Source organism: Dyadobacter flavalbus (assembly GCF_006149045.1).
GTDB lineage: Bacteria > Bacteroidota > Bacteroidia > Cytophagales > Spirosomataceae > Dyadobacter > Dyadobacter flavalbus.
In genome coordinates this window covers 1-23443 of sequence record NZ_VBSN01000046.1, presented here as the reverse complement: position 1 = coordinate 23443, position 23443 = coordinate 1, and the positions used below count along the sequence as shown (strand labels likewise).

General features: G+C 45.7%; 28 protein-coding genes. 7 read left to right on the top strand and 21 right to left on the bottom strand.

Features of this window, described 5'->3' with window-relative positions; translation table 11 throughout:
* The first annotated feature begins 250 nt into the window (after positions 1-250).
* On the top strand, positions 251-592 hold the full coding sequence (locus FEM33_RS15845) for a nuclear transport factor 2 family protein (RefSeq protein WP_139012984.1): 342 nt from the start codon (positions 251-253) through the stop codon (positions 590-592).
* A 73-nt stretch (positions 593-665) separates the two neighbouring features.
* Positions 666-1190, top strand: coding sequence for a PPC domain-containing DNA-binding protein (locus tag FEM33_RS15840; protein WP_161597153.1), 525 nt, complete (start codon positions 666-668; stop codon positions 1188-1190).
* 129 nt (positions 1191-1319) lie between these two features.
* On the opposite strand, the gene FEM33_RS15835 is transcribed toward FEM33_RS15840, so the two are convergent.
* From FEM33_RS15835 to FEM33_RS15825, 3 genes are all read right to left on the bottom strand, one after another.
* Positions 1320-2288 carry a zinc-binding alcohol dehydrogenase family protein gene (locus tag FEM33_RS15835; protein WP_139012982.1) on the bottom strand — a complete coding sequence of 323 codons (969 nt, stop codon included), beginning with the start codon at positions 2286-2288 and terminating at the stop codon, positions 1320-1322.
* Positions 2289-2325: 37 nt separating this feature from the next.
* Entirely contained in the window at positions 2326-2703 is a 378-nt protein-coding gene (locus FEM33_RS15830) for a YybH family protein (protein ID WP_139012981.1), read from the bottom strand.
* A gap of 155 nt (positions 2704-2858) precedes the next feature.
* Complete coding sequence (locus FEM33_RS15825) at positions 2859-3353, bottom strand: Crp/Fnr family transcriptional regulator (protein WP_229214267.1); 495 nt, start codon at positions 3351-3353, stop codon at positions 2859-2861.
* A 368-nt stretch (positions 3354-3721) separates the two neighbouring features.
* Between FEM33_RS15825 and FEM33_RS15820 the strand changes: the two genes are divergently transcribed.
* Positions 3722-4396: a hypothetical protein gene (locus tag FEM33_RS15820; protein ID WP_138279430.1), complete on the top strand. Its 675-nt coding sequence runs from the start codon at positions 3722-3724 to the stop codon at positions 4394-4396.
* 12 nt (positions 4397-4408) lie between these two features.
* Entirely contained in the window at positions 4409-5290 is an 882-nt protein-coding gene (locus FEM33_RS15815; protein WP_139012980.1) for an alpha/beta fold hydrolase, read from the top strand.
* A gap of 233 nt (positions 5291-5523) precedes the next feature.
* Here FEM33_RS15815 and FEM33_RS15810 read toward each other — a convergent pair whose 3' ends face one another.
* The 13 genes from FEM33_RS15810 to FEM33_RS15755 form a co-directional block, all read right to left on the bottom strand.
* Positions 5524-7776: a xanthine dehydrogenase family protein molybdopterin-binding subunit gene (locus tag FEM33_RS15810; protein WP_139012979.1), complete on the bottom strand. Its 2253-nt coding sequence runs from the start codon at positions 7774-7776 to the stop codon at positions 5524-5526.
* Between the two features lie 77 nt (positions 7777-7853).
* Positions 7854-9101 carry a PQQ-dependent sugar dehydrogenase gene (locus FEM33_RS15805; protein ID WP_229209033.1) on the bottom strand — a complete coding sequence of 416 codons (1248 nt, stop codon included), beginning with the start codon at positions 9099-9101 and terminating at the stop codon, positions 7854-7856.
* A 67-nt stretch (positions 9102-9168) separates the two neighbouring features.
* On the bottom strand, positions 9169-10167 hold the full coding sequence (locus FEM33_RS15800; RefSeq protein WP_138279434.1) for an aldo/keto reductase: 999 nt from the start codon (positions 10165-10167) through the stop codon (positions 9169-9171).
* 41 nt (positions 10168-10208) lie between these two features.
* Positions 10209-10850, bottom strand: a complete 642-nt coding sequence (locus tag FEM33_RS15795; protein WP_138279435.1) for a hypothetical protein — start codon at positions 10848-10850, stop codon at positions 10209-10211.
* A gap of 25 nt (positions 10851-10875) precedes the next feature.
* The gene (locus FEM33_RS15790) at positions 10876-11355 is read right to left on the bottom strand and encodes a (2Fe-2S)-binding protein (protein WP_138279436.1); all 480 of its coding nucleotides are present in this window, start codon (positions 11353-11355) and stop codon (positions 10876-10878) included.
* A gap of 93 nt (positions 11356-11448) precedes the next feature.
* A complete protein-coding gene (locus tag FEM33_RS26745) occupies positions 11449-11661 on the bottom strand; it encodes an alpha/beta hydrolase (protein WP_229209034.1) in 213 nt (70 codons plus the stop codon).
* Positions 11662-11676: 15 nt separating this feature from the next.
* A complete protein-coding gene (locus FEM33_RS15785; protein WP_229209035.1) occupies positions 11677-12504 on the bottom strand; it encodes an alpha/beta hydrolase in 828 nt (275 codons plus the stop codon).
* Position 12505: 1 nt separating this feature from the next.
* Positions 12506-13177, bottom strand: a complete 672-nt coding sequence (locus tag FEM33_RS15780) for a carboxymuconolactone decarboxylase family protein (protein WP_229209036.1) — start codon at positions 13175-13177, stop codon at positions 12506-12508.
* A gap of 103 nt (positions 13178-13280) precedes the next feature.
* A complete protein-coding gene (locus FEM33_RS15775) occupies positions 13281-14393 on the bottom strand; it encodes an alpha/beta hydrolase (RefSeq protein WP_229214266.1) in 1113 nt (370 codons plus the stop codon).
* Positions 14393-15025, bottom strand: coding sequence for a flavodoxin family protein (locus FEM33_RS15770; protein ID WP_138279439.1), 633 nt, complete (start codon positions 15023-15025; stop codon positions 14393-14395). The genes FEM33_RS15775 and FEM33_RS15770 overlap by 1 nt, the downstream gene beginning before the upstream one ends.
* A 17-nt stretch (positions 15026-15042) precedes the next feature.
* Positions 15043-15513, bottom strand: coding sequence for a nuclear transport factor 2 family protein (locus FEM33_RS15765; protein WP_138279440.1), 471 nt, complete (start codon positions 15511-15513; stop codon positions 15043-15045).
* A 13-nt stretch (positions 15514-15526) separates the two neighbouring features.
* Positions 15527-15982 (bottom strand): nuclear transport factor 2 family protein, encoded by a 456-nt coding sequence (locus FEM33_RS15760; RefSeq protein WP_229209037.1) that lies wholly within the window; start codon positions 15980-15982, stop codon positions 15527-15529.
* 89 nt (positions 15983-16071) lie between these two features.
* Entirely contained in the window at positions 16072-16926 is an 855-nt protein-coding gene (locus tag FEM33_RS15755; RefSeq protein WP_138279442.1) for an aldo/keto reductase, read from the bottom strand.
* 156 nt (positions 16927-17082) lie between these two features.
* Between FEM33_RS15755 and FEM33_RS15750 the strand changes: the two genes are divergently transcribed.
* Together FEM33_RS15750 and FEM33_RS15745 are read left to right on the top strand one after the other, a co-directional pair.
* Positions 17083-17988, top strand: a complete 906-nt coding sequence (locus FEM33_RS15750) for a helix-turn-helix domain-containing protein (RefSeq protein ID WP_139012978.1) — start codon at positions 17083-17085, stop codon at positions 17986-17988.
* A gap of 13 nt (positions 17989-18001) precedes the next feature.
* Positions 18002-18496, top strand: a complete 495-nt coding sequence (locus FEM33_RS15745) for a cupin domain-containing protein (RefSeq protein WP_229209038.1) — start codon at positions 18002-18004, stop codon at positions 18494-18496.
* Between the two features lie 114 nt (positions 18497-18610).
* On the opposite strand, the gene FEM33_RS15740 is transcribed toward FEM33_RS15745, so the two are convergent.
* The 5 genes from FEM33_RS15740 to FEM33_RS15720 all read right to left on the bottom strand — a co-directional run bounded on the left by FEM33_RS15740 (position 18611) and on the right by FEM33_RS15720 (position 22461).
* Positions 18611-19057, bottom strand: a complete 447-nt coding sequence (locus FEM33_RS15740; RefSeq protein WP_229209040.1) for a DUF6691 family protein — start codon at positions 19055-19057, stop codon at positions 18611-18613.
* Positions 19058-19196: 139 nt separating this feature from the next.
* Positions 19197-19760, bottom strand: coding sequence for a YeeE/YedE family protein (locus FEM33_RS15735; protein WP_138279445.1), 564 nt, complete (start codon positions 19758-19760; stop codon positions 19197-19199).
* A gap of 18 nt (positions 19761-19778) precedes the next feature.
* Positions 19779-20087 (bottom strand): rhodanese-like domain-containing protein, encoded by a 309-nt coding sequence (locus tag FEM33_RS15730; RefSeq protein WP_138279446.1) that lies wholly within the window; start codon positions 20085-20087, stop codon positions 19779-19781.
* 7 nt (positions 20088-20094) lie between these two features.
* Complete coding sequence (locus tag FEM33_RS15725; RefSeq protein ID WP_139012977.1) at positions 20095-21516, bottom strand: MBL fold metallo-hydrolase; 1422 nt, start codon at positions 21514-21516, stop codon at positions 20095-20097.
* Positions 21517-21660: 144 nt separating this feature from the next.
* On the bottom strand, positions 21661-22461 hold the full coding sequence (locus FEM33_RS15720) for a sulfite exporter TauE/SafE family protein (protein ID WP_138279448.1): 801 nt from the start codon (positions 22459-22461) through the stop codon (positions 21661-21663).
* A 178-nt stretch (positions 22462-22639) separates the two neighbouring features.
* Between FEM33_RS15720 and FEM33_RS15715 the strand changes: the two genes are divergently transcribed.
* Positions 22640-23284, top strand: coding sequence for a Crp/Fnr family transcriptional regulator (locus FEM33_RS15715; protein ID WP_138279449.1), 645 nt, complete (start codon positions 22640-22642; stop codon positions 23282-23284).
* Positions 23285-23443 lie beyond the last annotated feature (159 nt).

Here is a 23443-nt window from a genome sequence, read left to right as displayed (position 1 = left end):
CTTCAATAGCCACTCTCGCCTTAAATGATGAATCAAATTTTCTACGCATCTTTTTCATTATTTTATCCTTGTTTAAGTTACTAAGTTTTAACTAAACAAGTGGTCTGAATTTGTAGAGGTATTATAGATATCGACAATATCTATAAGTGCATCCTTAACATAGTTTAAGGCTTTTAATTAAACTATGTTATGAGCCTAACCGAAACAATTCTGGCAATTTTGCGTAACCAAATCGCATAAATAGTTGAAAATGAACACTCATGATGTGCTGATGCACCACCTCACTGCTTTCGGAAACAACGACCTGGAAGAAATATTGAAAGATTATACCCAGCAATCGGAATTATTAACGCCAAACGGGCCATTGAAAGGATTGGAAGAAATCCGGAGCTTCTTTGAAGAATACTTTGCAGTAATTCCTTCAGGATCCGCTTTTGAAATGAAACAGCTGACAGTGAGTGGCCCGGTGGCCTATGTAGCCTGGATCAGCGAATCAGCAACCTTTACTTTCCCAATAGGTACAGATACTTTTTTCATAGAAGATGGAAATATATTATATCATACCGTTGCCGATTACAGAATAAGTAAATGAATTCAATCATTAATCTCTCACGAATATGATCGTAAAATCAAAATACAGAAAGTATTGCCTTGCTATAATACTAATGGCAAGTTTACGTCTGGGAGTCCAGGCCCAGCAATACCGGTCCGCAACAGCTTATGGAGAACCAGGCAAAGCTCCTGGAATGAAGGTAAAATTGCTTAGCACAACAGGTGAAGTTAAAACTTATGCAATCATTTTTGCCAAAGGAGACGAAGCTGTTTCGGGAATGACAGAATTCGCTCAAAAGTATAAGGTGAAAAGCGCCCATTACCAGGCTATTGGGGATGCGCTACACATAGAGTTGGGCTGGTTTGATTATAAACGTAAAGAGTTTCTTGTGATTGGCGTCGATTCGTCCGAGGTGACTTCGTTTACTGGCGACATTGCCTGGTATAAAAATAAACCTGTTGCCCATACGCACATGACTACGTCCCTTCGGGATGGCTCCGTAAAAGGTGGACATTTGTTGCAATTGATCGTCGGCCCAACCTTGGAGGTAATTGTAACTGTCGAACCGACCCCTTTATACAAAAAACTAAATGAAGAATTTCAGGCAGGAATCATTGATCCTGACATTGAAGAGTAACTGGAAAGGCAAAGAACCTGCTAATTGGCAAGGCCGTTGAAAAACGATATCTACCTGTTAGCAGGAAATGCGTTGCTGCAATTTCTACCAAAAAGGATCGTGTTGGGCTTATGCAATTAAAGTCTAGGATTAGTTAATCACGACAATTTTTCCGCTAGCCTTGTTGCTATCCATCAGCTTGTGCGCTCTGGCAATATCGTCGAGCTTGAAGACGCCGCCGATGCTTAATTCTATCTCGCCGTTTTCCACCATCGATATAAACTCCTGAAAGGCATCTACTTCCACCTTCATCTGCCCGGTATCAAACACAGTCAGGTTTACAGCAGCAGGAACGTAGTCCATTGGCGCGAAATCTTTAATGCTCCAAATTTCAGAAAGCATGCCGGTCATACATACGCTCCCTCCTGGTTTGGTGCACGAAAGTGAATCCTTCAATGTATTGGCACCTATCAGCTCCAATATTTTGTCGATTCCCTCCGGATAAAGCTTATCAACCTGTGCTTTTAGGTTGCCATCATCAATCAGCACGGCTTCTGCGCCTTTTTCGAGCAAAAACTGCTTTTTTTCTTCATTGCGACTGGTTGCAATGACACTCAGGCCTGCATGACGGGCCAACTGAATGGCCAGTAGTCCGATGGACGATGTACCACCACGAACCAGGATGCTTTCACTCTTTTGTATGCGCAGCGCTAGGTGCAAAGAGCCATAAACGGTCTGGAACATTTCAGGGATTGCCCCGAGCAGGTCCCAGGAAAGCTTACTGGTAAATGGATAGATGATGGAATTGGGCAGGACAGCATATTCAGCGTAGCTACCATCATAATCCCGGCCCATGCCACCCATGCAAGCAGCCACTTGCTGCCCGGGATGCCATTTACCGCTGGGGTCAATGACAATTTCACCCACACATTCAATGCCTAATATCCTGGGGAAAACCACTCCGGGGGAATAGCCTTTGCGGGTCATCAGCTCAGAACGGTTTAGGCCGAAAGCTTTTACTTTCACAAGTACCTGATCTGGGTCAGCCTGGGGCATGGCTCTATCTTCAACTATTAGCTGCTCTGGTCCTCCTGCCGTGTAAATTACCGCTGCTTTCATACTGGTCATTTGAAGTTTAGGCGTGTGGATGCCTAATTCAGATCTTGTTAAAAATATACCGGAAAATCTTCCAGTCTTCCGCCTCTCTTCGCACCACAAAGAGATCCCTCGTTTTTACGGTGATGGATTGACCTTGGTTGTTTTCAGTTGTCACTGTTGCGATGCTTTCAGCAAATGCAAAATCGCGTTCCACGGACAGATTTTTGAGCAAAAACTCAGCCTTCAAGGTTTGGGTTTGAAAGAAACGCTGGGCACTACTGTGAATTTGCTGCGCGCCGCGAATCGTTGAAAAACCATCGGGCATGAATTCGGCATCATTGCAATAAAAGCTTGCAATCGCAGCCGCATTACCATCAATGAGTGCTTTTGAGTAGTTATTTAATAATTTCTCAATTGCCAGTTTGTCTTTCTCCATTGTCTTAGTCAATGTTTATGTTGTTATCTTATCTTCTTCAAGCAATCATTCACTGCATTGAAGGTGAGCGAGCATATGATTGAATGCTATGCAAAGTTGTGACCAAGCATTGAAACACACTCATAAACAACTGCAAGAAAAACCCTTAAACTATGTTAAGATTTGTCCCTGGAAACGATTGACTTTCGGATTTTACTTAAAAATTCAGGGGTAATGCCCAGGTAAGAAGCAATCTGCGAATTGGGAAGACGGTTAAGCAAATGAGGATACCGGGCCAGAAATGACTGGTAACGCTGCTCACCGGAAGAGCTGATATTTTCTAAAACCCTGTTTTGTAACTCAATATATTTCTGCTCAGTAATGATGCGGAAATTACGGTCGAATTTATGATGGTTGATAAAGAGGTAAAGAAGATCTGGCTTCTTAATTTGAAGGATGACAGATGGCTCAATAGCCTCAATATACATTAGGCTCGGCTTTTCTGAATAAAAGCTACTCAGATCAGCAATCCAGTCGCGCTCGGCAACAAATTGCAGGTTGTGCTCCACGCCCTTCTGGTCTACATGGTACATTTTAAAGCATCCCGAAATAACGAAGGTATAGTATTGGCAAACATCGCCCTGTTGCAGTATGAAATGGCGGCGTTTCACCTGCTTTTCAACAAATAATCTGTTTATTTCAGCCCTCTCTTTTTCTGCAAGCGGAAAATACTGTTTGAAATATTCTATAAGTTGAGATGTTGCCAAAATTTCAAATTTAGAGTCAAAAATGTGATTTAAGATTATTGAAATAACACTTTTTTATGATTTTAGTTACATAAAGTTTTCTGATCATATTCAAAATCACTGCCAATAATTTGACTTGGGCACCCTACTCCACCCTCTCCAACCTTGAAGTAGTTTAAGAGTATTTCTTAAAATATGTTATGGGTACATCTGCTGGCAAACGGGAATCTTTGTGGCACATTAAACCCAGGGCATTGAACTGTCCATGTGAACAAGTCTAACCAACCAGAACTATGAAATCCCCTATCTCAGTATTAATGACTTTCATGCTGCTAATCAGTTATGCGCATGCACAAAGTGTTAAGCTTGACCTGGAAAGGCTAGAACCGGTTCAGGCATCAATGTCTATACAGACAATTGCTGGCAAACAAGCACTTCGGGTGTTGAAGGATACTTTGGTTAAGAAGGTGGATGAACCCACATTTGTCAAACTGAAAGGGGTTGACTTTCATAGCGGCATTATTGAGGTAAAAGTACTAAGTAGGTTACTGAAAGACGCCCCTGAATATGCCCGTGGTTTTATTGGTATTGCCTTTCGTATCGATGAGCAAAACTCAAAATATGAGAGTATTTACATCCGTCCAACCAATGGCCGGGCCCAGGATCAGGTTCGTAGAAACCATTCCATCCAATATTATTCATATCCGGATTACAAGTTTGACGTGCTCCGCAAACAGGCACCAGAAAAGTATGAATCCTATGCGGATATGGAGCTCAATAAATGGATCACCCTGCGGATCGAAGTGAAAGGTGCTAATGCCAAGTTCTTCATAGATGGAAATTCGCAGCCCTCGCTGGTTGTCAATGACCTCAAATTAGAACCCAATGCATCCGGCGGGGTGGCTCTATGGACCGAAGTGGGCACGGAAGGCTTTTTTACCGATCTAAAAATTTTAAAGCAAGATTAATACATACTGCAAATGAACCAATTACAAGTTAAAATTAAATTTTTATGCTGTCTGTTATTACTAGCAGGTATAAATGCCATTGGACAGGATCTGAAACACCTTAGGCATTTCATGCAGCAAAACCCATCGCCCGAAACTGCCATACCCTATGGAAACAATCCAAAGGCTGGTCATTATCTAAAAGGTGGTGATGCCAGGATCTATTATGAAGTATATGGTAAAGGCAAACCAATTGTCATTTTACATGGAGGCATATTCGGGTCAACTCTTGAAATGGGGCGGTTCATCGATGGCCTTTCCAAGAACTATAAGGTTATAGCAGTATCGACCAGAGGGCACGGGAAATCAGAAATAGGAAAGTTAGATCCTAGCTACGAGCAAAAGGCTAAAGACGTGAATGCTATCATTCAGGCAGAGACCAGCGACAGTGCGACCGTGCTTGGCTTTAGCGACGGCGCTTATACGGGTTACTATCTTGCTGCGGCATTTCCTGCGAAAGTAAAAAAGCTGATCGCAATGGGCGCTGGCACCTGGAAAAAGGGATGGCGAAACTTTACTGTCACCAAAGAAATGGCTTTTCGTTTGGACAGTCTGTATTGGAAACAGCAAATGAAATTAACTCCGGAGCCAGAAAGAGTTGATGAATGGTTTACCTCTATTAGCAAAACGTATAATTCTACGGAGGTTAAAGATGAAATTTTTAAACAAATCCAATGCCCTGTCCTGGTACTATCTGGCGAATTGGACCAAAACGCGCCACTTCAAACAGTCATTGATGCTTATCGTCTGATCCCTCATGCCCAGCTGGGAATTATCCCTAATGCACCACATCCTGTTTTCCTGGTCAATTTCGATGCAGTTTGGGATAGTATGACACCCTTTTTACAACTTTGACTTTCATTGATAACCCTCTGGCTTGGGTGTACACTTAGGTGCCCTTGTCTGAGTTTATTGAACAAAAAAGTGTCTTTTATTAATTAACAGGCACTTTTTTTAACCATTATGGCCGATTAAGAGCAGTTCATTTCATTACCGAACAATTTCAACAGAAAGTGTTATAAACCCTTATATAATTGACGATATCAAAAAAAGACCTGATCGTTTTGATCAGGTTCTTATTTGATGCTTTAAATAACTTTTTCCGTTTCGTCCTTGAACGGCTGGTTATAATAACGCTTGCCTTTCAGCTTATACAGCGCGTTGGCCACGGCCCCAAAAACCGGTGGAAATGGAGGTTCACCCAATCCGGTCGGATCCATTTCGTTTTGCACAAAATGGACTTGAATGCTTTTGGGCACTTCGTTAATCCGGATTATCCGATAATTGTGAAAGTTGCTCTGCTGGGCGGCACCGTCTTTATGGGTCAACTGGCCATAAAATGCATTACCGATCCCATCCACGACCGCTCCTTGCACCATGTTGGTAGCAGCATCCGGATTAATTACAATCCCGCAATCCATTGCACTGAAAACGCGCTCGACATAAGGCTGGCCATCTCGCGTGATCATATCCACGACGTGTGCCGCATACGAATTGTGACAAAAATAAGCGGCCACCCCACGGTTGTATTTTTCATTGCCAGCCTCGCCCCAGTTTGATTTGTCGCGCACCAATTTGAGCACGCCGGCGTAACGCTCTGCATCATATTCGTTGTTTTTACCAACAGGCTTTTCCTTTGCTCTTTTCAAAAGTTCCAGCCTGAATGCGATCGGGTCTTTTCCAGCTGCTTCTGCTACTTCATCCAAAAACGATTGCTCGGCAGCTGCGTTGAAATTGGAACGCGGCGCACGGAAAGCACCTATGGTAATATTAGAGGCAATCTGCCAGCCTTCTGCAAGGTAATTATCTACGGCCCCGGCCGGAAAACGGTTTGCATGGATTGGATGCTCTGGAATGCCACCTCCTTTTACGTGAAACGCGATCAGGTTTTTATTAGCGTCCAAAGCCGCGCGGTAAGTGGCGGTGTACATCGGGCGGTAAATACCGTAGGTCATGTCGTCCTCCCTTGTGTACATCAGCTTCACCGGTGCTTTCACTTTCTTGGAAATCAACGCAGCTTCGTAGAGATAATGGCCATAAGCCCTGCGGCCAAAGCCACCGCCCATGCGCGTCATTTGTATCTCAATCTTGTCGGCAGGTAGGTTCAATAGCTTTGCAAGTGTAGGCTCAGACCAACCCGGGGCTTGCAAGGGACCCGCTACCAGCGCCTTTTCATCTGTGACATGGGCAAAGAAATTCATCGGTTCCATACAATTATGGGCTAAAAAGGGACCATTGTATGTCCGCTCTATTACCTGGGCAGCATTTTTAAAAGCAGCTTCCGGATCACCATCTCGTCTCAATTCCTGGGCTGGTTTGGCAGCATATTCCTGCATTTGCTGCATTTGTGTGGTTGTACTTTCGAGTGCTCCCGGAACGGTAACTTCCCGCTTTCCGCCCCTTCCACCCATTGTGTCTTTCACATCACCAGCTGCTTCCCAGTTGGCAACCAGCTTTTTACGCGCACTGATCACTTCCCAGGTGCTACTTCCGACTATAACCAACAGATCATTGAACGTACGCGTATCAAAACCGCCTTGTTCAAAATCGTCCGCATATAATTTCAGGGTGAAAACATCTTTAATGCCTGGCATTTTCAATGTTTCGGCAGCATCGAAGGATTTTAGCTTCATTCCAAAAGCGGGCGGATGCTGGATCATGGCAATCAGCATTCCGTCAACACTATAATCCAGCCCGAAAAGAGGCTTGCCGGAAGTGATCTTCTTTATTTCTACGTTCTTTTTAGACTTGCTAACAATGGTAAAATCCTTTGGCGCTTTCAGTTTCAAATCTTTTGGCACAGGCACGCTGGCTGCTTTACTGGCCATATCTCCATATTTAGCAGATTTCCCGCTCGAATGCGACAAGACACCTGCCTTGGTTGTCACTTCGCTGGCTGGCACATTCCAGGTTTGGGCAGCAGCTTCACGCAGCATTTGCCTGGCTGCAGCGCCAGCCTCACGCAATGGTTTCCAGTACATGCGCACAGAATTGCTTCCACCTGTAAACTGCGCCCCCAGTTTGGCCGGATCGTGTGGCCCCATTTCGACGCTCACGTTTTTCCAATCTACATCCAATTCCTCGGCCAGCATCATCGGCAGGGAAGTCATTACATTTTGCCCAAATTCAGGGTTAGGACAAATCAGTTTTACCTTATTATCAGGCAGGATATGGATGTAACCATTCAGGGTCGCCCACTGCTCAGGCAAGCCCAGCGCCTGGGTCTTGTCAGCAGATTTGAAGCTGGATAACCAGCTGACGGTAAGCATCATTCCGCCACCAGACAGGATTGAAGCTTTTAGGAAAGAGCGTCTGTTCAAGGCTGTTTTATCTTTGTCCATGTTCGGATATCTTTAAATGGTTAACTAAGGATCATTTTTTGCTTCAATCTATAACTGGCCAGGTGCATGTATTTATATCAATTTGGGCCAATCCTGTAAAGACGGCCTTCATCAGTAATAGCAAATAAAGCACCGTCCATTGCCTGGGTGATATCACGGAAACGCTGACCTTGGTCAGCCAATAATCTTTCTTCACCGATGATCCGGTTGTTTTCAATCACTAATCGGGCGATATGCATTCCACTAAGCGATCCGATAAACAGATTATTTTCCCATTCAGGTACCGAGTTTCCTGCAAAAAAACTCATCCCACTTGGAGAAATGACCGGGTCCCAATAGTAAGCTGGTTGCTCCAATCCGTTTTGCTGTTGAATGCCTGCCCCGACACGCTGACCACTGTATTCAAGACCATAAGTAATGGTAGGCCAACCGTAATTTTTACCGGCTTCTATATGGTTGAGCTCATCACCGCCCCGTGGCCCGTGCTCACTTTGCCAAACTTCGCTCGTTACCGGGTGCAGTGCCAACCCTTGCGGATTACGGTGACCAAGAGAAAATATTTCAGGGCGTGCTGTTGCTTGACCTGAAAACGGGTTATCTGCGGCGGGATGCCCATCAGTCGTGATCCTGACAATTTTGCCAAGTCCTGAGCTCATCGATTGCGACTGTGGCCTTGTTACTAAATCTGCCCGTTCTCCTGTGCTTACCATTAAATGCCCTGTGGGGTCAACCAGGATACGTCCACCATAATGATTGCTTCCCGAATAAGCTGGTGTAGCCCGGTAAATGACGGTTGCATTCTCCATTCTGGTTTCATCAGCAGACAATCTACCGCGACCGACGGCTGTCACGTTGCCCCCTGTTACCGGCTCTGAAAACACCCAGAACACGGTTCTTGTTGTTGCAAATTGCCTGTCCAAACAAAGACCAAGCAAACCGCCTTGACCGGCAGCATTCACAGCAGGCAGGCCGCTGATCAAAGCTCCAATCTGGCCGGACGCTGATACGATCCGCATTTGACCGGTCTTCTGGGTAATTAGCATCCGCCCGTCAGGCAAGCCTGTAATCCCCCAGGGCCTATCCAGCTGATCCGTTATGATCCGGGCCGTATAGGCAGTTTGGGTGCGAACACCCTTAATACGTGTTTGTCCATTGAAAGCAGGTGAATACGTAGCATTGGGCGGATTAGTCTCAACCGCAGATGAATCTGCCGCTTGCTCTGTATCCGGACCGGTGGGAACAGAAGGCTCAGGCGTATTGTCAGATTTCTGCTTGCATGAAATGAAAACAAGCATCGCCAGGCATATTGACAGGATATAGTTCATATTGCTATGTTTGATAGGAGATAGAAACGGCAAATTCAACATCTATGACAGACAGGCGAGCTGCAACCTATTTTCCAACCCGGTTCTGCAACGCTTCGGGATAACGCGCCCCTTCAATTTTAATTTCCGAAGCTGCACTTTCGATTTCAGCCCGGTCCTGCTCGCTAAGTTGAACAGCTGCCCCGCCCAAGTTCTCTTCCAATCTATGCAGCTTTGTTGTCCCCGGAATAGGCACAATCCAGGGCTTTTGCGCGAGCAACCAGGCCAATGCAATTTGTGCGGCGGTGGCAGGCATTCCTGTTCCACCTTTTTGCTCTGCAATACGATTAAGCAAATCCACCATCGCCTGGTTTGCTTTACGTGCTTCTGTGGTGAATCGGGGTACGATATTTCTGAAATCGCTTTTGTCAAAGGTTGTGTTCTCGTCGATCTTGCCGGTCAAAAACCCTTTGCCAAGCGGGCTGAATGGTACAAAGCCGATCCCGAGCTCTTCCAAGGCCGGTAGGATCTCATGCTCAGGATCCCGAAACCAGAGTGAATATTCACTTTGAAGCGCTGCAACAGGCTGCACGGCATGTGCCCGGCGAATGGTCTGCACACCTGCTTCTGAAAGGCCGAAGTGTTTGACTTTTCCAGCCTGGATCAGCTCTTTAACCGCTCCGGCTACATCTTCAATTGGCACATGTGGATCGACCCGGTGTTGATACAGCAGATCAATGCGATCTGTTCTAAGGCGTTTGAGTGACGCTTCAACAAATGCACGTATATTTTCAGGCTTGCTGTTGAGCCCGCCTTTCGAGTCGCCGCCTTCAAAACCAAATTTTGTCGCAATCACTACTTGATCCCGAAAAGTTTCAAGTGCTTCGCCCAGCAGCTCTTCATTGGTAAATGGCCCGTAAGCTTCGGCAGTGTCAAAGAAAGTTACACCGCGCTCGAATGCAGCCCTAATTAGTGCAATGCCATCATTTTTATCTATCGCCGGGCCGTAGCCGAAGCTCAATCCCATGCAACCCAGGCCAAGTGCTGACACTTCAAGCCCGCTTTTTCCTAATTGTCTTTTTTCCATTGTGTTCTTACTTTGTCGTTGATGATCCTGAATTGAAAGTCTTACTTCTTGGGGGCGTAAGCGCCGCTTTGAAGCCAGGTAATCCAGGCTTTTTTAAATTCGGCATGTGTTACCGGTGGCAATGTCCTTCCTTCTCCTGGATCCCAGCCTGCCAACACAAGCCCATCATCGGCATGCTCGATCAGCTTTTTGATATCCTTGTTCCCATTTTGCTTTTTGTCAACCAGCTGTTTAGCCAGCTCATGCGCACTTTTTCCTTGAAAAACCATTTTCATGGCAGCAGGCGGCAAATGCCACTCAGGGTTGCCGGGCGGCATATGAAGGCCAGCTATGTTGGTTTCCTGATGGCAATTCGAACATTTCATGGCATAGACGCCCTTTCCATCCAAGCCACGTTTGGGTCCCATCGCATGCAAATGGCTGTCATCCCCTTGCAGCGGCACATCCCCAGCCGGATGGCAGTTCATACAGCGCGGGCTCATCAGCGTTTTATAAACAATCTCAAAAGCTTGTACGGATTCTACGCTATCACGGTTAATGGTGCTGAATGTAATCTGTTTTACCGGCGCATCATTTCGGAATGCAGATGCCCCGACGGCGACGATAAAAATGAATATTGACAGCACGGTAGCGGCCTTTTTTGGAACAAATAGTTTCATTCCATTTTCTGATTTTTGCTTCATAAGGTGAGTTTGAAAATGGATGTTGTTAACCCTTCGTACCTGCTTTTTTCTGCAACTCGGCAGCCGTGTGGATCGCCTCGCGAATCCGCAGGTAGGTGCCACAGCGGCAAATATTACCCGCCATCGCATCATCAATATCCTGGTTGGTCGGATTAGGCTTTTCGCGCAGCAGCACCGCAGCCGACATAATCTGCCCTGAATGGCAATAACCGCATTGCGGCACATCAATTTCCTGCCAGGCTTTCTGGACAGGGTGTGAATTTGTTTCAGACAACCCCTCGATCGTTACTACCTTTTTCCCAGCCGCACGGCTCACCTTGGTCACGCAGGAGCGCACCGCTTCGCCATCTAAATGCACCACACAAGCCCCGCACTGCGCGACCCCACAACCATATTTAGTCCCTTTTAGACCAGCCAGATCGCGGATCGCCCACAAGAGCGGCATTTGTGGATCAGCGTCCAAAGGGTAATCCTTTTTGTTGATATTCAATGTGATTTTGGCCATGGTGAAAAGGTTTAATTGATGGTGAGATTAGGCTTATATTTTTAGAAAAAAAAGCAGTTACAGCTGGTAACAACTACAATCCAAATATTTGACTTACAGAAACTTTGTATAGAACTCAGCGAGCTTGTCAACAGCCTGATCTACATACTCTGGCTTCCAATAGGTCTGGATGTGTGTTGCCCCATCGATAACAAACAGCTCCTTGCTTTTTGAATTAGTAGCTTTGGGGAATGCTTCATCGGTCATGTATTTTGTGTCCGCTTTGCTTCCAGCCATCATGAGTAAGGGCTGATCAATTAAATCCATGTTCTCGGTAGCGTCCTAGGTCATCAAATCCAGTAAGTTGCTCATAGGGTACAGAAAAGTGGAGTTGGGATGTGCATGCGTTCTATAATAGTAAATGTACCCTTCGCGATATAGATCTGTGGAAACCTTGGCAATTTCTTCATCAGTGATGCTTGCCACTCCGGCGTAAATAATTTTGCTATCTGCGGCCTGCTGCGCGCGGGCATCGGAAGCCTGTTTTAAACGCTGTGGAATGGTTGCCAGGCCTGAATTCTGAAAGCCGTTGCGCCGGACTTCGCCCGAGTTAAACATGCTCAGGGTTGCAACTGCTTTTAGCCTTTTGTCAGATTGGGCAGCTTTTAACGTATACCCACCACCGTCACAAATCCCCAAAGCGCCAACACGGTTCACATCCACTCCCTTGTAGCGGGTGATGAAGTCGGCCATCCCACGAATGTCTTCGGTCCGAAAGGCAGGCTTATCGGTGTGACGGGGTTCTCCGCCACTAGCTCCCTGGTAGGCTGCATCCGCAGCAATGGTAATGTATCCTGCCCCTGCCAGCCGCTGCGCATACAGCCCAGCTGTCTGTTCTTTAATACCGCCATTGGGATGGGCAATTACTAATGCTGGATATTTTTTTGCAGGGTCGTAATTCGATGGGGTATATACGTTGGCGGCAATATCAATCCCATTCAACTGATAGGTTACGGGGTGGATGTTGACTTTTCCTGCCATATTTTTTGAAATAGCACCATCATAAACCAGCGTAAACGGGTTTTTAGCTATTGTAGCCTGAGCGTCTGCTACCTGCACTTCTGACATCGATACTAACAGGCTCATTGTTGCGATTGCTATATTTTTCATTCTATTTATTACTGCTTAATACTTCGTTTAAAACTGCATTTGCCGCTGTGGTTTTCTGCTTGCCAATTGTTGGGGCAATGACAGTGACAAACTCTTTTAACTGGGCAGGCGACCAACCTGTACGAAGTGAAATGCTCAAATGGCTTTTCAGCATTGGCTCTGCCTGGCCAATGGCGCTGATTACAGAAATGGTCACCAGTTCCCTATGGCCGTAGCTCAGCACATCTCTTTCAAAGATGTCTGCAAACAAATGTTCCTTTAAAAATGTGTCTATGACCGGCGCAAATGCGCCGTAGCCCGAAGGCTGCTCGGGCTGTGGCGCTCCCGTCAGCTCTCCTAATATTTTTTTGCCGCGCTCATATTTGTTACTGTCAACTGGAACCGGCGATGCTTCTCTTCCCATTTTGTCATGGATGCCCTTCGCTTTCCTTTCTTCAATGACCTGCATGAATGTTTGCAAGCCGCGGATGCTCCGTGGAAAGCCGCAATAGGCATAGGTATGCACCAGGACTTCCTTAATCTCATTGACACTCAAACCTTGATCAAGGCCCCCGCCAAGCTGTTTTTTTAGCTCCGGGATCTCACCTTGTGCTGTCAGGGAAGAAATAATAATGATACTCTTTGCTTTGGGGTCTAACCCTTTTTGGGAGCTGGCTACATTTTGTGCCTTCATACTGTTAACAGCTATCAAAATCACCGCTAACACCGTTATAAAGAAAGGTGATTTTAACCTGATGGTTCTCAATTTGATTATGCTTAAATCCATAGTCTGATGATTACTTGTCCAGGCCTTTTTCTTTTAACCATTTCTCCAACACACCTGCAACTTGCTCACTGTTTAAATCCGACATCAGAAAATGGGTATTGCCTTTAATACCTATCTCGGGCAAATGGACAATAGTTGCATCACCCCCGTGGCTGTTTACCACCTTTGCCCACTGGCGCGCGGTTGCCAATACATTTCTCCAAAAATTAAGTGAAGCTGCTTTCGTTTCGTCTTTCGGGATGAAATCACCAAAATAAACCACGATGGGTATCCTGGTCAGTTTCTTGAACTCATCAAGGGGGACTCCTTTACCGCCACGGTTGCCTTTGGGCTCCTGGCCTTCGGGAAAGGTAAAACCGCCCGGCTCATAGGCCACAACGGCTTTAACATGCTGGTTTTTAATAGCCGTCTTCCATCCCGGCGAACCACCGGCCGAATGGGTAAACAGGATCCCGTCGCCAGATTTATCCATTACTGCCGACATGGCATTTACAATCGTTGTTTCATCGACACTGCCTGTGTTGGGCGTCATCATCCGGAAGAAATTATTGAGTGATACGCTGTCTTTGGGAAACTGTACACCCTCATTAAAATCAGGGTACAAGCCGATCCGGAACTGGGTGAACCAGGTCTGGTCATCCGGTGTGGCCGTGATCTGCCCCGGCTTTGACGTTTGCCCTGCATGGCCACGCCCGGGTTGGTCTACCAGATAAACTCCATAGCCTCTTCTTAGAAAGATATTGGCAAAGCCTTCCCTTCCATCAGCCGTGGTTTGCCAGCTGCGGCGCGATTGCCCGTAGCCATGCAGAAAAACCATAGAAAGTCGCTTGGCTTTTGGCGGGATCTGGTAAAGCACGTCAGCATGATCCCCGTGGCGGGTTTGTCCGCCCTGGGCTACATTCCAGGGTTTGAGCGCGTCGAATGTGCCTTCACTTTTGGTTACGCTGCCACCAGCCGAAAAAGCACCCTGCTCCTGGATGATTAAAGGTTTCTGACTTTTAGTTTTCTGTGCCTGGCCTTGCGAGCTTACTATGGAGCATATCACACATACAAGGCTCAGCATTGCTTTATTTCTCATATCTATTGCATTTAATCTGCGCTGCTTGAATCTAATTGCCCGCATTAAATCATTTTTAGCTTTCCGAGCCATTGCTTGATCTCGTCCTGGGTCTGCCGCGCTTTTTCATCCTTGATCATCAGCAGCTGTCCGTCCCTTTCAAGGCCGCCACGGGTCGAATACCCTTCCAATATTTTACTGCCCGGGCATAGCTGCCTGACAGTTTCAAAAGTGCTGCCAATGCCGTAGCCACCATTCGTATTAAAAGGTATGATGGTCTTACCGCTCAAATCATTTTGCTTTAAAAAGCTTTTCATCGGCGGTGGCAGCTGCATGCCCCAGGTAGGGAAGCCAACAAAGACCATATCGTACTGGTCGATGCTGTCAATTTTAGTTTTCAAAGGTGGCAGATATCCTGACTGGTTTTCACTGGCTACCTGCGCGACAGTTGCCTGATAATTCTCAGGATACGGCTTTTCCAGCTCAATCGCTACCAGTTTTCCACCTACGGTCTTTTGGATCATTTCCGCAACTGCCTTGGTATTCTTCGTGCGTGACAAGTAGACGATCAGGATCTTGCCAGCTGCTTTCTCAGGGCCCGTTTCAGCATCGATCCGCTCCGTTTGAGTAGAAGAGCAAGCCGAAACCAAAAACAAAAAAGCCAGCAGCAGGTGTGCTAATGGAACGGTTAGTTTCATGTTTTCTGATCTGTTTATTATCCACCCACCTTGGTAAATGAGAGTGATCCCAGTTTCCAACCTTCTTTTTGCTGCACATACACTTCCGTCACTTCAAACTCATTGGTAACTTCACGGCCGCCAACTACCGCCAACAATGTGATCCTGTTTAAAAGGATCGCCGTTGATCCAATGATGTTTACAGATACTTTATGGATATCTGCCTTTTTGTAGTGAATGCCCCCGGACTTGATGATATTGACTTCCTGCTGTTTGCCCCATGATCCGCCCATGTGAACAAAGACAGCCTTTTCATCAAAGAGCGCAGCAAGCGAGTCTGCATTCTTGTCTGCCATCCATTGCCATTTCGTTTTAGAAAGTGCAATGATCTTCTGCTCGGCGCTATTTTCAGCTTGCGCGAAGGCTGCCTTAGAACCAAGTATCACACCTGCTCCAAGCATCAGGCAGGTAAGGATTCTGGTGATTGTTCTATTTATGTTTAGTTTCATTGTATCTCCGGTTTTAATGTTTGATGACATGCGTATCGCGCACACTGCTAAATGTAAGCGCCAGTAGTTTCCAGTCACTGCTCTGTTTTGTATAGACCTCTGTAACCGTGAACTCTGTATTGGCTTCATTGCCCCTTACCATTGCTGAAAGCATAATCCTGCTCCAAATGATTGCCGTGTTACCCACAATCTCAACAGCAACATCTTTGACGTCTGCTTTTTTGTACCAGATGCTTCCGGTCTTGATGATTTCGAGCTCTTCGTCTTTTTTCCAGGTGCCGCTCATATGGACAAATTTTGCTTTGTCATCAAAGAGCTTGGCCAGCTCGTCCACGTTCTTATCAGCCATCCATTGCCACTTCTTTTTTGAAAGGTCAATGATTTGCTGCTCCTGGCCGGCTGCGCCTTGTGCGAGTGACGATTGAGTACCTGCCAGCACGGAGCATAGCCCCAGAAACGTAGCTGCCAAAATAGATTTGAAAAATGATTGAGAATGCAATTGCATGAGTAATAAGTTGATTTAGAGATTAAATGTTAATTTCTCGACCTTGATATAGACTATTTGTCGTCGAGCTTTCTCTCACCCAGCCATTTCACCATTTTCGGATCGCGGTGATCGAAAAAGCTGCTGGCATTGGTATCAAGAGATTTGATCGCGTCCATATCTTGCGCGCTTAGCTGGAAATCAAAAATGTTCAGGTTCTCTGCCATCCGTTCTTTGCGGACCGATTTGGGAATTGCAATGACACCGCGCTGGGTGAGCCAACGGACGACTACCTGCGCGATGGTCTTGTTATATTTTTTACCGATTGAGGCTAGAAGCTCATTTTCAAACAAGCCGTTTTTGCCTTCGGCGAATGGCCCCCAGGACTGGATCTGAACATTGTTTTCTTGCAGGAATTGTTGCGTTCCAACTTGCTGGTGGAAAGGGTGCGTTTCAATCTGGTTGACTGCCGGGACAATCTCGTTATGTATGATCAAGTCAATGAGCCTGTCAGGATGGAAGTTACTTACACCAATTGCCCTGATTTTACCCTCCTTATATAGTTCCTGCATTGCCCGCCACGCTCCATACACATCGCCGAATGGCTGGTGGATCAAATACAAGTCCAGGTAGTCCAGCTGTAACTTTTTCAGCGACACTTCAAATGCCTTCTTGGTATCCTGGTATCCATTGGATTGTATCCAAAGTTTGGTGGTAACGAAAAGCTCTTCCCGCGCAATGCCACTTTTCTTTATTGCATTCCCTACGGCTTCTTCGTTCTGGTAGGCCGCTGCCGTATCAATCAGGCGGTAACCTGTATCAATTGCATCCAATACACTTCTCTCACATTCTGCCAGGTCGGGTACCTGAAAAACCCCGAACCCCAGAATTGGCATTTCCACGCCGTTATTCAATTTCACTGTTTCCATAATGGTTTTTGTTTGGTAATGCAAAGTTCCACTCTTCCAAAGGGATGTATGGTATATAGATTCCCGTTTTGTCTACCAATATTCCTGATTCACCATCCTAAATTTTTCAAGAGGTAATGAAAGCAGTAACTTCGGGCTACCTAATAATCTCAGACTATGGAAGATATCGTTCGATTCGACAATGTAAATCAATACAATGCATTTAACCAGCAGGAAACCCTGCACCCGCTTGTAACTGTAATCGATTTGTCAACAGCAAGTCCCAGAAAGAAGACCAGCCAATACATGGGCTGCTACGGAATTTTCTTGAAAGATGTCGTTTGCGGTGATCTTCGTTACGGAAAAGAATACTATGATTATCAGGAAGGCACGCTGGTCTTCATGTCTCCCGGACAGGTTTTCACTGTAGAAAATGATGGGGAGCTGTACCAGCCAAAAGGCCACGCACTCGTATTTCATCCCGATCTGCTGTTGGGCACTTCACTAAACGGGAAAATGCATGAATTTTCCTTTTTTGGTTATCAGGTCAATGAAGCGCTGCATTTATCACAGCGTGAAAGACAGATTGTGATGGATTGTTTTGGCAAAATTAAGTATGAGCTTGAACACGCTATTGATAAGCATAGCAGAAAACTGATTGCCTCCAACCTTGAATTGTTTCTGGACTATTGCACGCGCTTTTACGACAGGCAATTTATTACCCGCGATACCATACACAGAGGGATCCTGGCAAAATTTGAGACCCTTTTGAGCAGCTATTTCAGCTCAGACAAACCCCAGACCATTGGCTTGCCGTCTGTCTCGTATTGTGCCGAAGAGCTCAACTTGTCAGCAAAATACTTTGGTGACCTGATCAAGAAAGAAACGGGCCAGACTGCCCAGGAATACATACAAATGAAGGTGATTGAAGCAGCAAAAGAAAGGATATTTAGTAGCGACAAAACCGTTAACGAGATCGCCTTTGAGTTGGGATTTAAATATCCCCAGCATTTTAGCCGCTTGTTCAAACAGCGGATTGGGCAAACACCAAACGAATACAGGATTTTAAATAACCTAAATTAACTACCATTAAGAAATGAAGCGATCCAAAGGACTGATTCGTATGCTGTTAGCATTCCTGCTGACGCTGACGCACATTTTTGTTAACGCCCAGATAAAAGACGCCGAATCAAAAATCAGTACGTCGATTTTTCCAAAAGGACAGCCGGCCCCAGCCAGCAACTTTACTGGAAGAGCATGGGTTCACCCATTAATACCAGCAGATAGTGCTTTCAATATCCCTGTGGCCAGCGTAACATTTGAGCCAGGTGCCAGGACGTACTGGCATTCACATGGAGGTGGCCAGGGCATCATCGCCATCGACGGTGTTGGCTATTATCAGGAAAAAGGTAAGCCAATCCAGATACTTCGAAAAGGTGACGCGGTGAAATGTCCGCCAGATATGCCACATTGGCATGGTGCTTCCCCAGAATCTGGCTTTGTTCAAATGGCTGTGACGCCTAATCATGCCAACGGAAGGGTTAAGTGGCTACAACCGGTAACAGCTGCTGAATATACCAATACAAAGTGATTTGAATTTGACCCTCACGAGAAGGCTTATCTGTACTCACGAACGTAAACAATGCTTACTTAAAATCCTGGCAAATATTAGTTAGGCCATTAAGTGAGCAACAAAATAGCATTGCTAATGAGGTAATTGATCCCTAAACTTGCCATATACCCAGGTTCCGGCAATGGCGCTGATCAAGGTGACAAACACAATAGTAGCACCCATACCAATCTGTGCAAACAAGGGGCCCGGACAAGCGCCGGTCAAACCCCAGCCCAGCCCAAACAATAAACCTCCGTAAATCTGTCCTTTGTTGAATTTCTTATTGGTGAAGGTGATAGCTTCTCCTGAAATGGTTTTGATGCCGTAACGTTTGATAAGCCAGACTGAAATCATTCCAACAAGCACGGCGCTTCCGATAATGCCGTACATATGAAAGGCTTGCAGCCTGAACATCTCCTGAATCCTAAACCAACTGATCACTTCTGCTTTTACAAACAGCACACCGAAAAGTAATCCGACCCAAAGATATTTCAGGTTGTAATACCATTTGTGCCGTTTTTGACCTTGATTAATGGACATCGAATCCGTCGCCTGGTTTTTATACTCGCTTTCTGCTCTGGGCGCTAATGGTAAGTTTGTCATACGTTATAGTCGTTTATTTTAGTAAAATCTGAAAAAGAAAACCCTCACTTATTAAAAAGGTGTACTATGTTTAATGTCAGAGCATCAAAATAAAAGGCAGTATCCAGTTTGCCATGATGAATCCACCGATCATAAAACAGATCGTTGCGACCAGTGAGGGCCATTGCAGGGTAGCCAGTCCCATTATTGCATGACCACTGGTGCACCCACCGGCATAGCGCGCACCAAACCCTACCAGAAATCCACCACCAACCAGCATAATAAATCCCGGGATTGTGAAAAGCTTATTCCAACTGACCAGGTCAACCGGAATGAGCGATGAAAAATCAGTTACACCATAAACGCTGAGCTCTTTTATCAAGGATGGGTTCAGCTTTACCGGTGCAGTGTTGGCCAGAAATGTCACCGCTACCATCCCTCCCAAAAAGATGCCCAGCACAAAAAACATATTCCACAGCTCCTTTTTCCAGTCGTATTGAAAAAACGGGATTTTCGCTGGGACGCACATGGCGCAGACATGTCGGAGCGAGGATGAAATCCCGAAAGACTTATTGCCCAGGATTAAAAGTGCGGGCACGGTTAGCCCGATCAGGGGCCCTGCCACATACCATGGCCAGGGCTGTTTTATCATTTCCAACATCGTAATTTCAAGAATTTATTATTGAATTTTTTGCCTGAGCTTATCCCAGGCCCCACCGTTGTAAACCTGGATTCCGGCCACTTTTAATATCCCTTCGGCCATCCCACTGCGCGTGCCGCTACGGCAACAGGTAATCACAGGCTTTCCACATGCTTTCAAGAATGCTGCTTTGGCGTTGATCTTATCCAGTGGAATATTGATGCTCTTATCAATATGGCCCGATGCAAATTCCTCCGGGCTGCGCACGTCAACAACCAGTGCACCGTGCCTGACAAGACCTTTAAAGTCTGCTTTATTATTTCCAAAAAACAATGATAGGATTCCCATGGTATTTTTATAATAGCGTACTAGGACAAACATAATTACTTACTTCAAGCTTACCGGAATCCTTTATTGCCTTAAAACCGCCTTGAACATCGATCAGATTGTCATATCCCCGTGCTTTGAGTACGGAGTTAAAAATCATAGACCGGTAACCCCCTGCACAGTGTACGAAGTAGGTTTTGTTTTTATCGATGCCAGCCAGATGATCGTTGATATAGTCCAGCGGGAGATTTTTTGCATCCAGCATATGTTCAGAGAGAAACTCACTTGCTTTGCGTACATCAAGCACCCCAATTGAAGGGTCTGTTTTCAAGCGTTCACTCATTTGGTCAACGGTTACAGTCTGGATCTGGCTGGTTTCTTTACCGGCTTTAACCCAGGCATCGATCCCGCCTTCCAAATAGCCGATCGTATAATCATAACCGACACGCGCAAGACGGGTCACCACTTCTTCTTCCCTGCCCTGCTCAGCGATTATCAATATGCTTTGTTTGATGTCGGGAATAAGTGCTCCAACCCAGGGAGCAAAGCCGCCATTTATCCCGATGTTGATCGAGTTAGGTACGAATCCTTTTGCAAAGATATCTGCATCCCGGGTATCAAGCATTACCGCGCCGGTCTGGTTTGCCGCCGCCTCAAAAGCTGCTGCATCCAACGCCCGGGCTCCTCTTTCAAGGACCCTGTCAATGCTTTCATAGCCATTGACGTTCATCAAAACATTTTCGGGGAAGTAAGCCGGCGGCGGCATCAGCCCACTGGTGACTTCTTTAACAAATTCTGCCTTGGTCATATCTGGCCTGAGTGCATAGTTCGAGATTTTTTGGTTACCCAATGTATCGGTCGTTTCCTTGCTCATGTTTTTACCGCACGCACTTCCTGCGCCGTGTGCCGGATAAACAATAATCTGATCAGCAAGTGGCATAATCTTATCACGCAGGGAATCGAACAGATGTTCTGCCAGCTTTTCTTGTGTGAGTTCAGCAGATACTTTCTGTGCCAGGTCAGGACGGCCAACATCGCCAATGAACAGGGTATCCCCTGTAAAAATGCCAACCTGCTTTCCGTGCTGATCACTTAAAAGATAGCAGGTGCTTTCCATGGTGTGTCCCGGCGTATGCAGAACTGTAAGCGAAACATTGCCCACTTTCAGCACCTGGCCGTCCACGGCTACAAGCGCATCAAAGCCGGGCTTAGCGGTCGGACCAAAAACGATTTGCGCACCTGTTTTTTCAGCCAGGTCAATATGGCCCGATACAAAGTCTGCATGAAAATGCGTTTCGAGAACATATTTTATTTTTGCCCCATTTTGTTCTGCACGGCTGATGTAGGGCTCAACTTCACGGAGCGGGTCGATCACCACAGCTTCCCCATTGCTTTCGATATAATAGGCTCCCTGTGAGAGGCAGCCGGTATAAATTTGTTGAATTTTCATATTTGTAGTCTTTTAATTTATCAATCCTATTTCCCTGAATTAACGATACAAATTTCAGGATGTTTAACTGGCTGGTCAGTGACAAGAGTCACATTGCAAGGAAAATGAAAATTATTTTCACCTTTTTTGCTAGTGACCTCTAACTTATCTAAGCTGCATTAGCTCGGAGGATATCATGTAAATTCCCATCATTAGCACAAACCAGCCAAACCCCTTTTTCAAAGAAGTAGCATTAACCTTTTTGGCTAAGATGCCCCCGATTAAAATACCTGCCATGGCAATACCCGTGATTTTCAATAGAAAAGCCCAGTCAATCACGTAATGTCCCAGATCCCCCGCAAAACCAATCAGCGAATTCAGCGCAATAATCAGAAGCGAAGTGCCCACAGCTTCCTTCATTAGCATGCCCAGGATTAACACCAAGGTCGGTATCAGCAAAAACCCGCCCCCTGCCCCCAGAAAACCCGTGGTAAGTCCAATGCCGATGCCGCTTAAAAGCATCCGGGCGATATTGCCTTTTAAGTCACATTCCAAACACCCTGGTTTTCGCTCCTTGCTCTTGATCATGCCCACCGATGCTGCTACCATTAGGATAGCAAAAAGCACCATCGTTAGTAAAGGTTCAGTGACCTGGAAATCACCCATGCTGAAAAGATCATGGGGCACCAACGGAATTAAATACTTACGCGTCAAGAAAACCGTTGTGATCGATGTGCTTCCAAAGAGCAGTGCTGTCTTAACTTTGACTGCACCTTTCAAATAATTGCTGTACGCCCCAACAAGACTGGTCGATCCGACAATGAACAGCGAGTAGGAGGTCGATACCAAAGGACTAATGCCGAATAGATAGACCAGGACCGGCACAGTCAGGATGGAGCCGCCCCCGCCGATTATACCCAATGAGATACCAATAAATACAGACGCTATGTAGGCGATGATTTCCATTTTTTTGCATTGTTTATGCTGCAAAAATCAGAAGTGTCAAGCGCGGGTAAAGTGATAAAGGTCACATATGGGAAATAATATTTAATATATCCCCAAGCTTTTACTTCCAAGCATTTCGGAACCTTTTAGTTCTTATTTTTTTTATGGCTTTATGCCTCGCTTAATCATTTAGCTAGTTATGAGTGAAAATATTTCCTACTATCTCGATACCGTTTTCTCGGATTTCGAACCTGAATTGAAACAGCACCTGATCCGGGAATGCAGCCTGAAAAAGATTCCAGCCGGAGAAGTAATCATGCGGGCCGGACAGTATATTAAACACACCTTGCTGATTGGAAGCGGGAGAGTGAAGCTTTACCGCCAGGGTGATGATGGGCAGGAAGCTTTCGTTTATGATCTGGAACCCGGAAACGCATGCGCCTTGTCGATGATCTGTAATACCAAACAGGAGGCCAGTGAAATTATGGCCAAAGCCGTGGAAGATACGGTTGCGATTCTGATCCCGATCCAATTGATGGACGAGCTGATGCAAAAATATAAAACCTGGTACTACTTTGTTATTGCCAACTACCGGGCCCGCTTTGAAGAGCTGCTGGTGGTATTTGACAATGTAGTATTTAAGGGCATGGACGAAAGGCTGGAATTTTATCTGAAAAATCGGTTTAGGAATTCTAAGACCAGTCAGATCTTAATTACCCATCAGGAGATTGCTAATGATCTTAACACTTCACGGGAGGTCATATCAAGATTATTAAAGAAAATGGAACAGGATCAAAAAGTCCGACTACTAAGGAATAGCATAGAATGGATCTCTCGGATATAATTAAAAAGATTCCACAATATCATAATGCTTAATATAATACCTCTACAAATTCAGACCACTTGTTTAGTTAAAACTTAGTAACTTAAACAAGGATAAAATAATGAAAAAGATGCGTAGAAAATTTGATTCATCATTTAAGGCGAGAGTGGCTATTGAAGC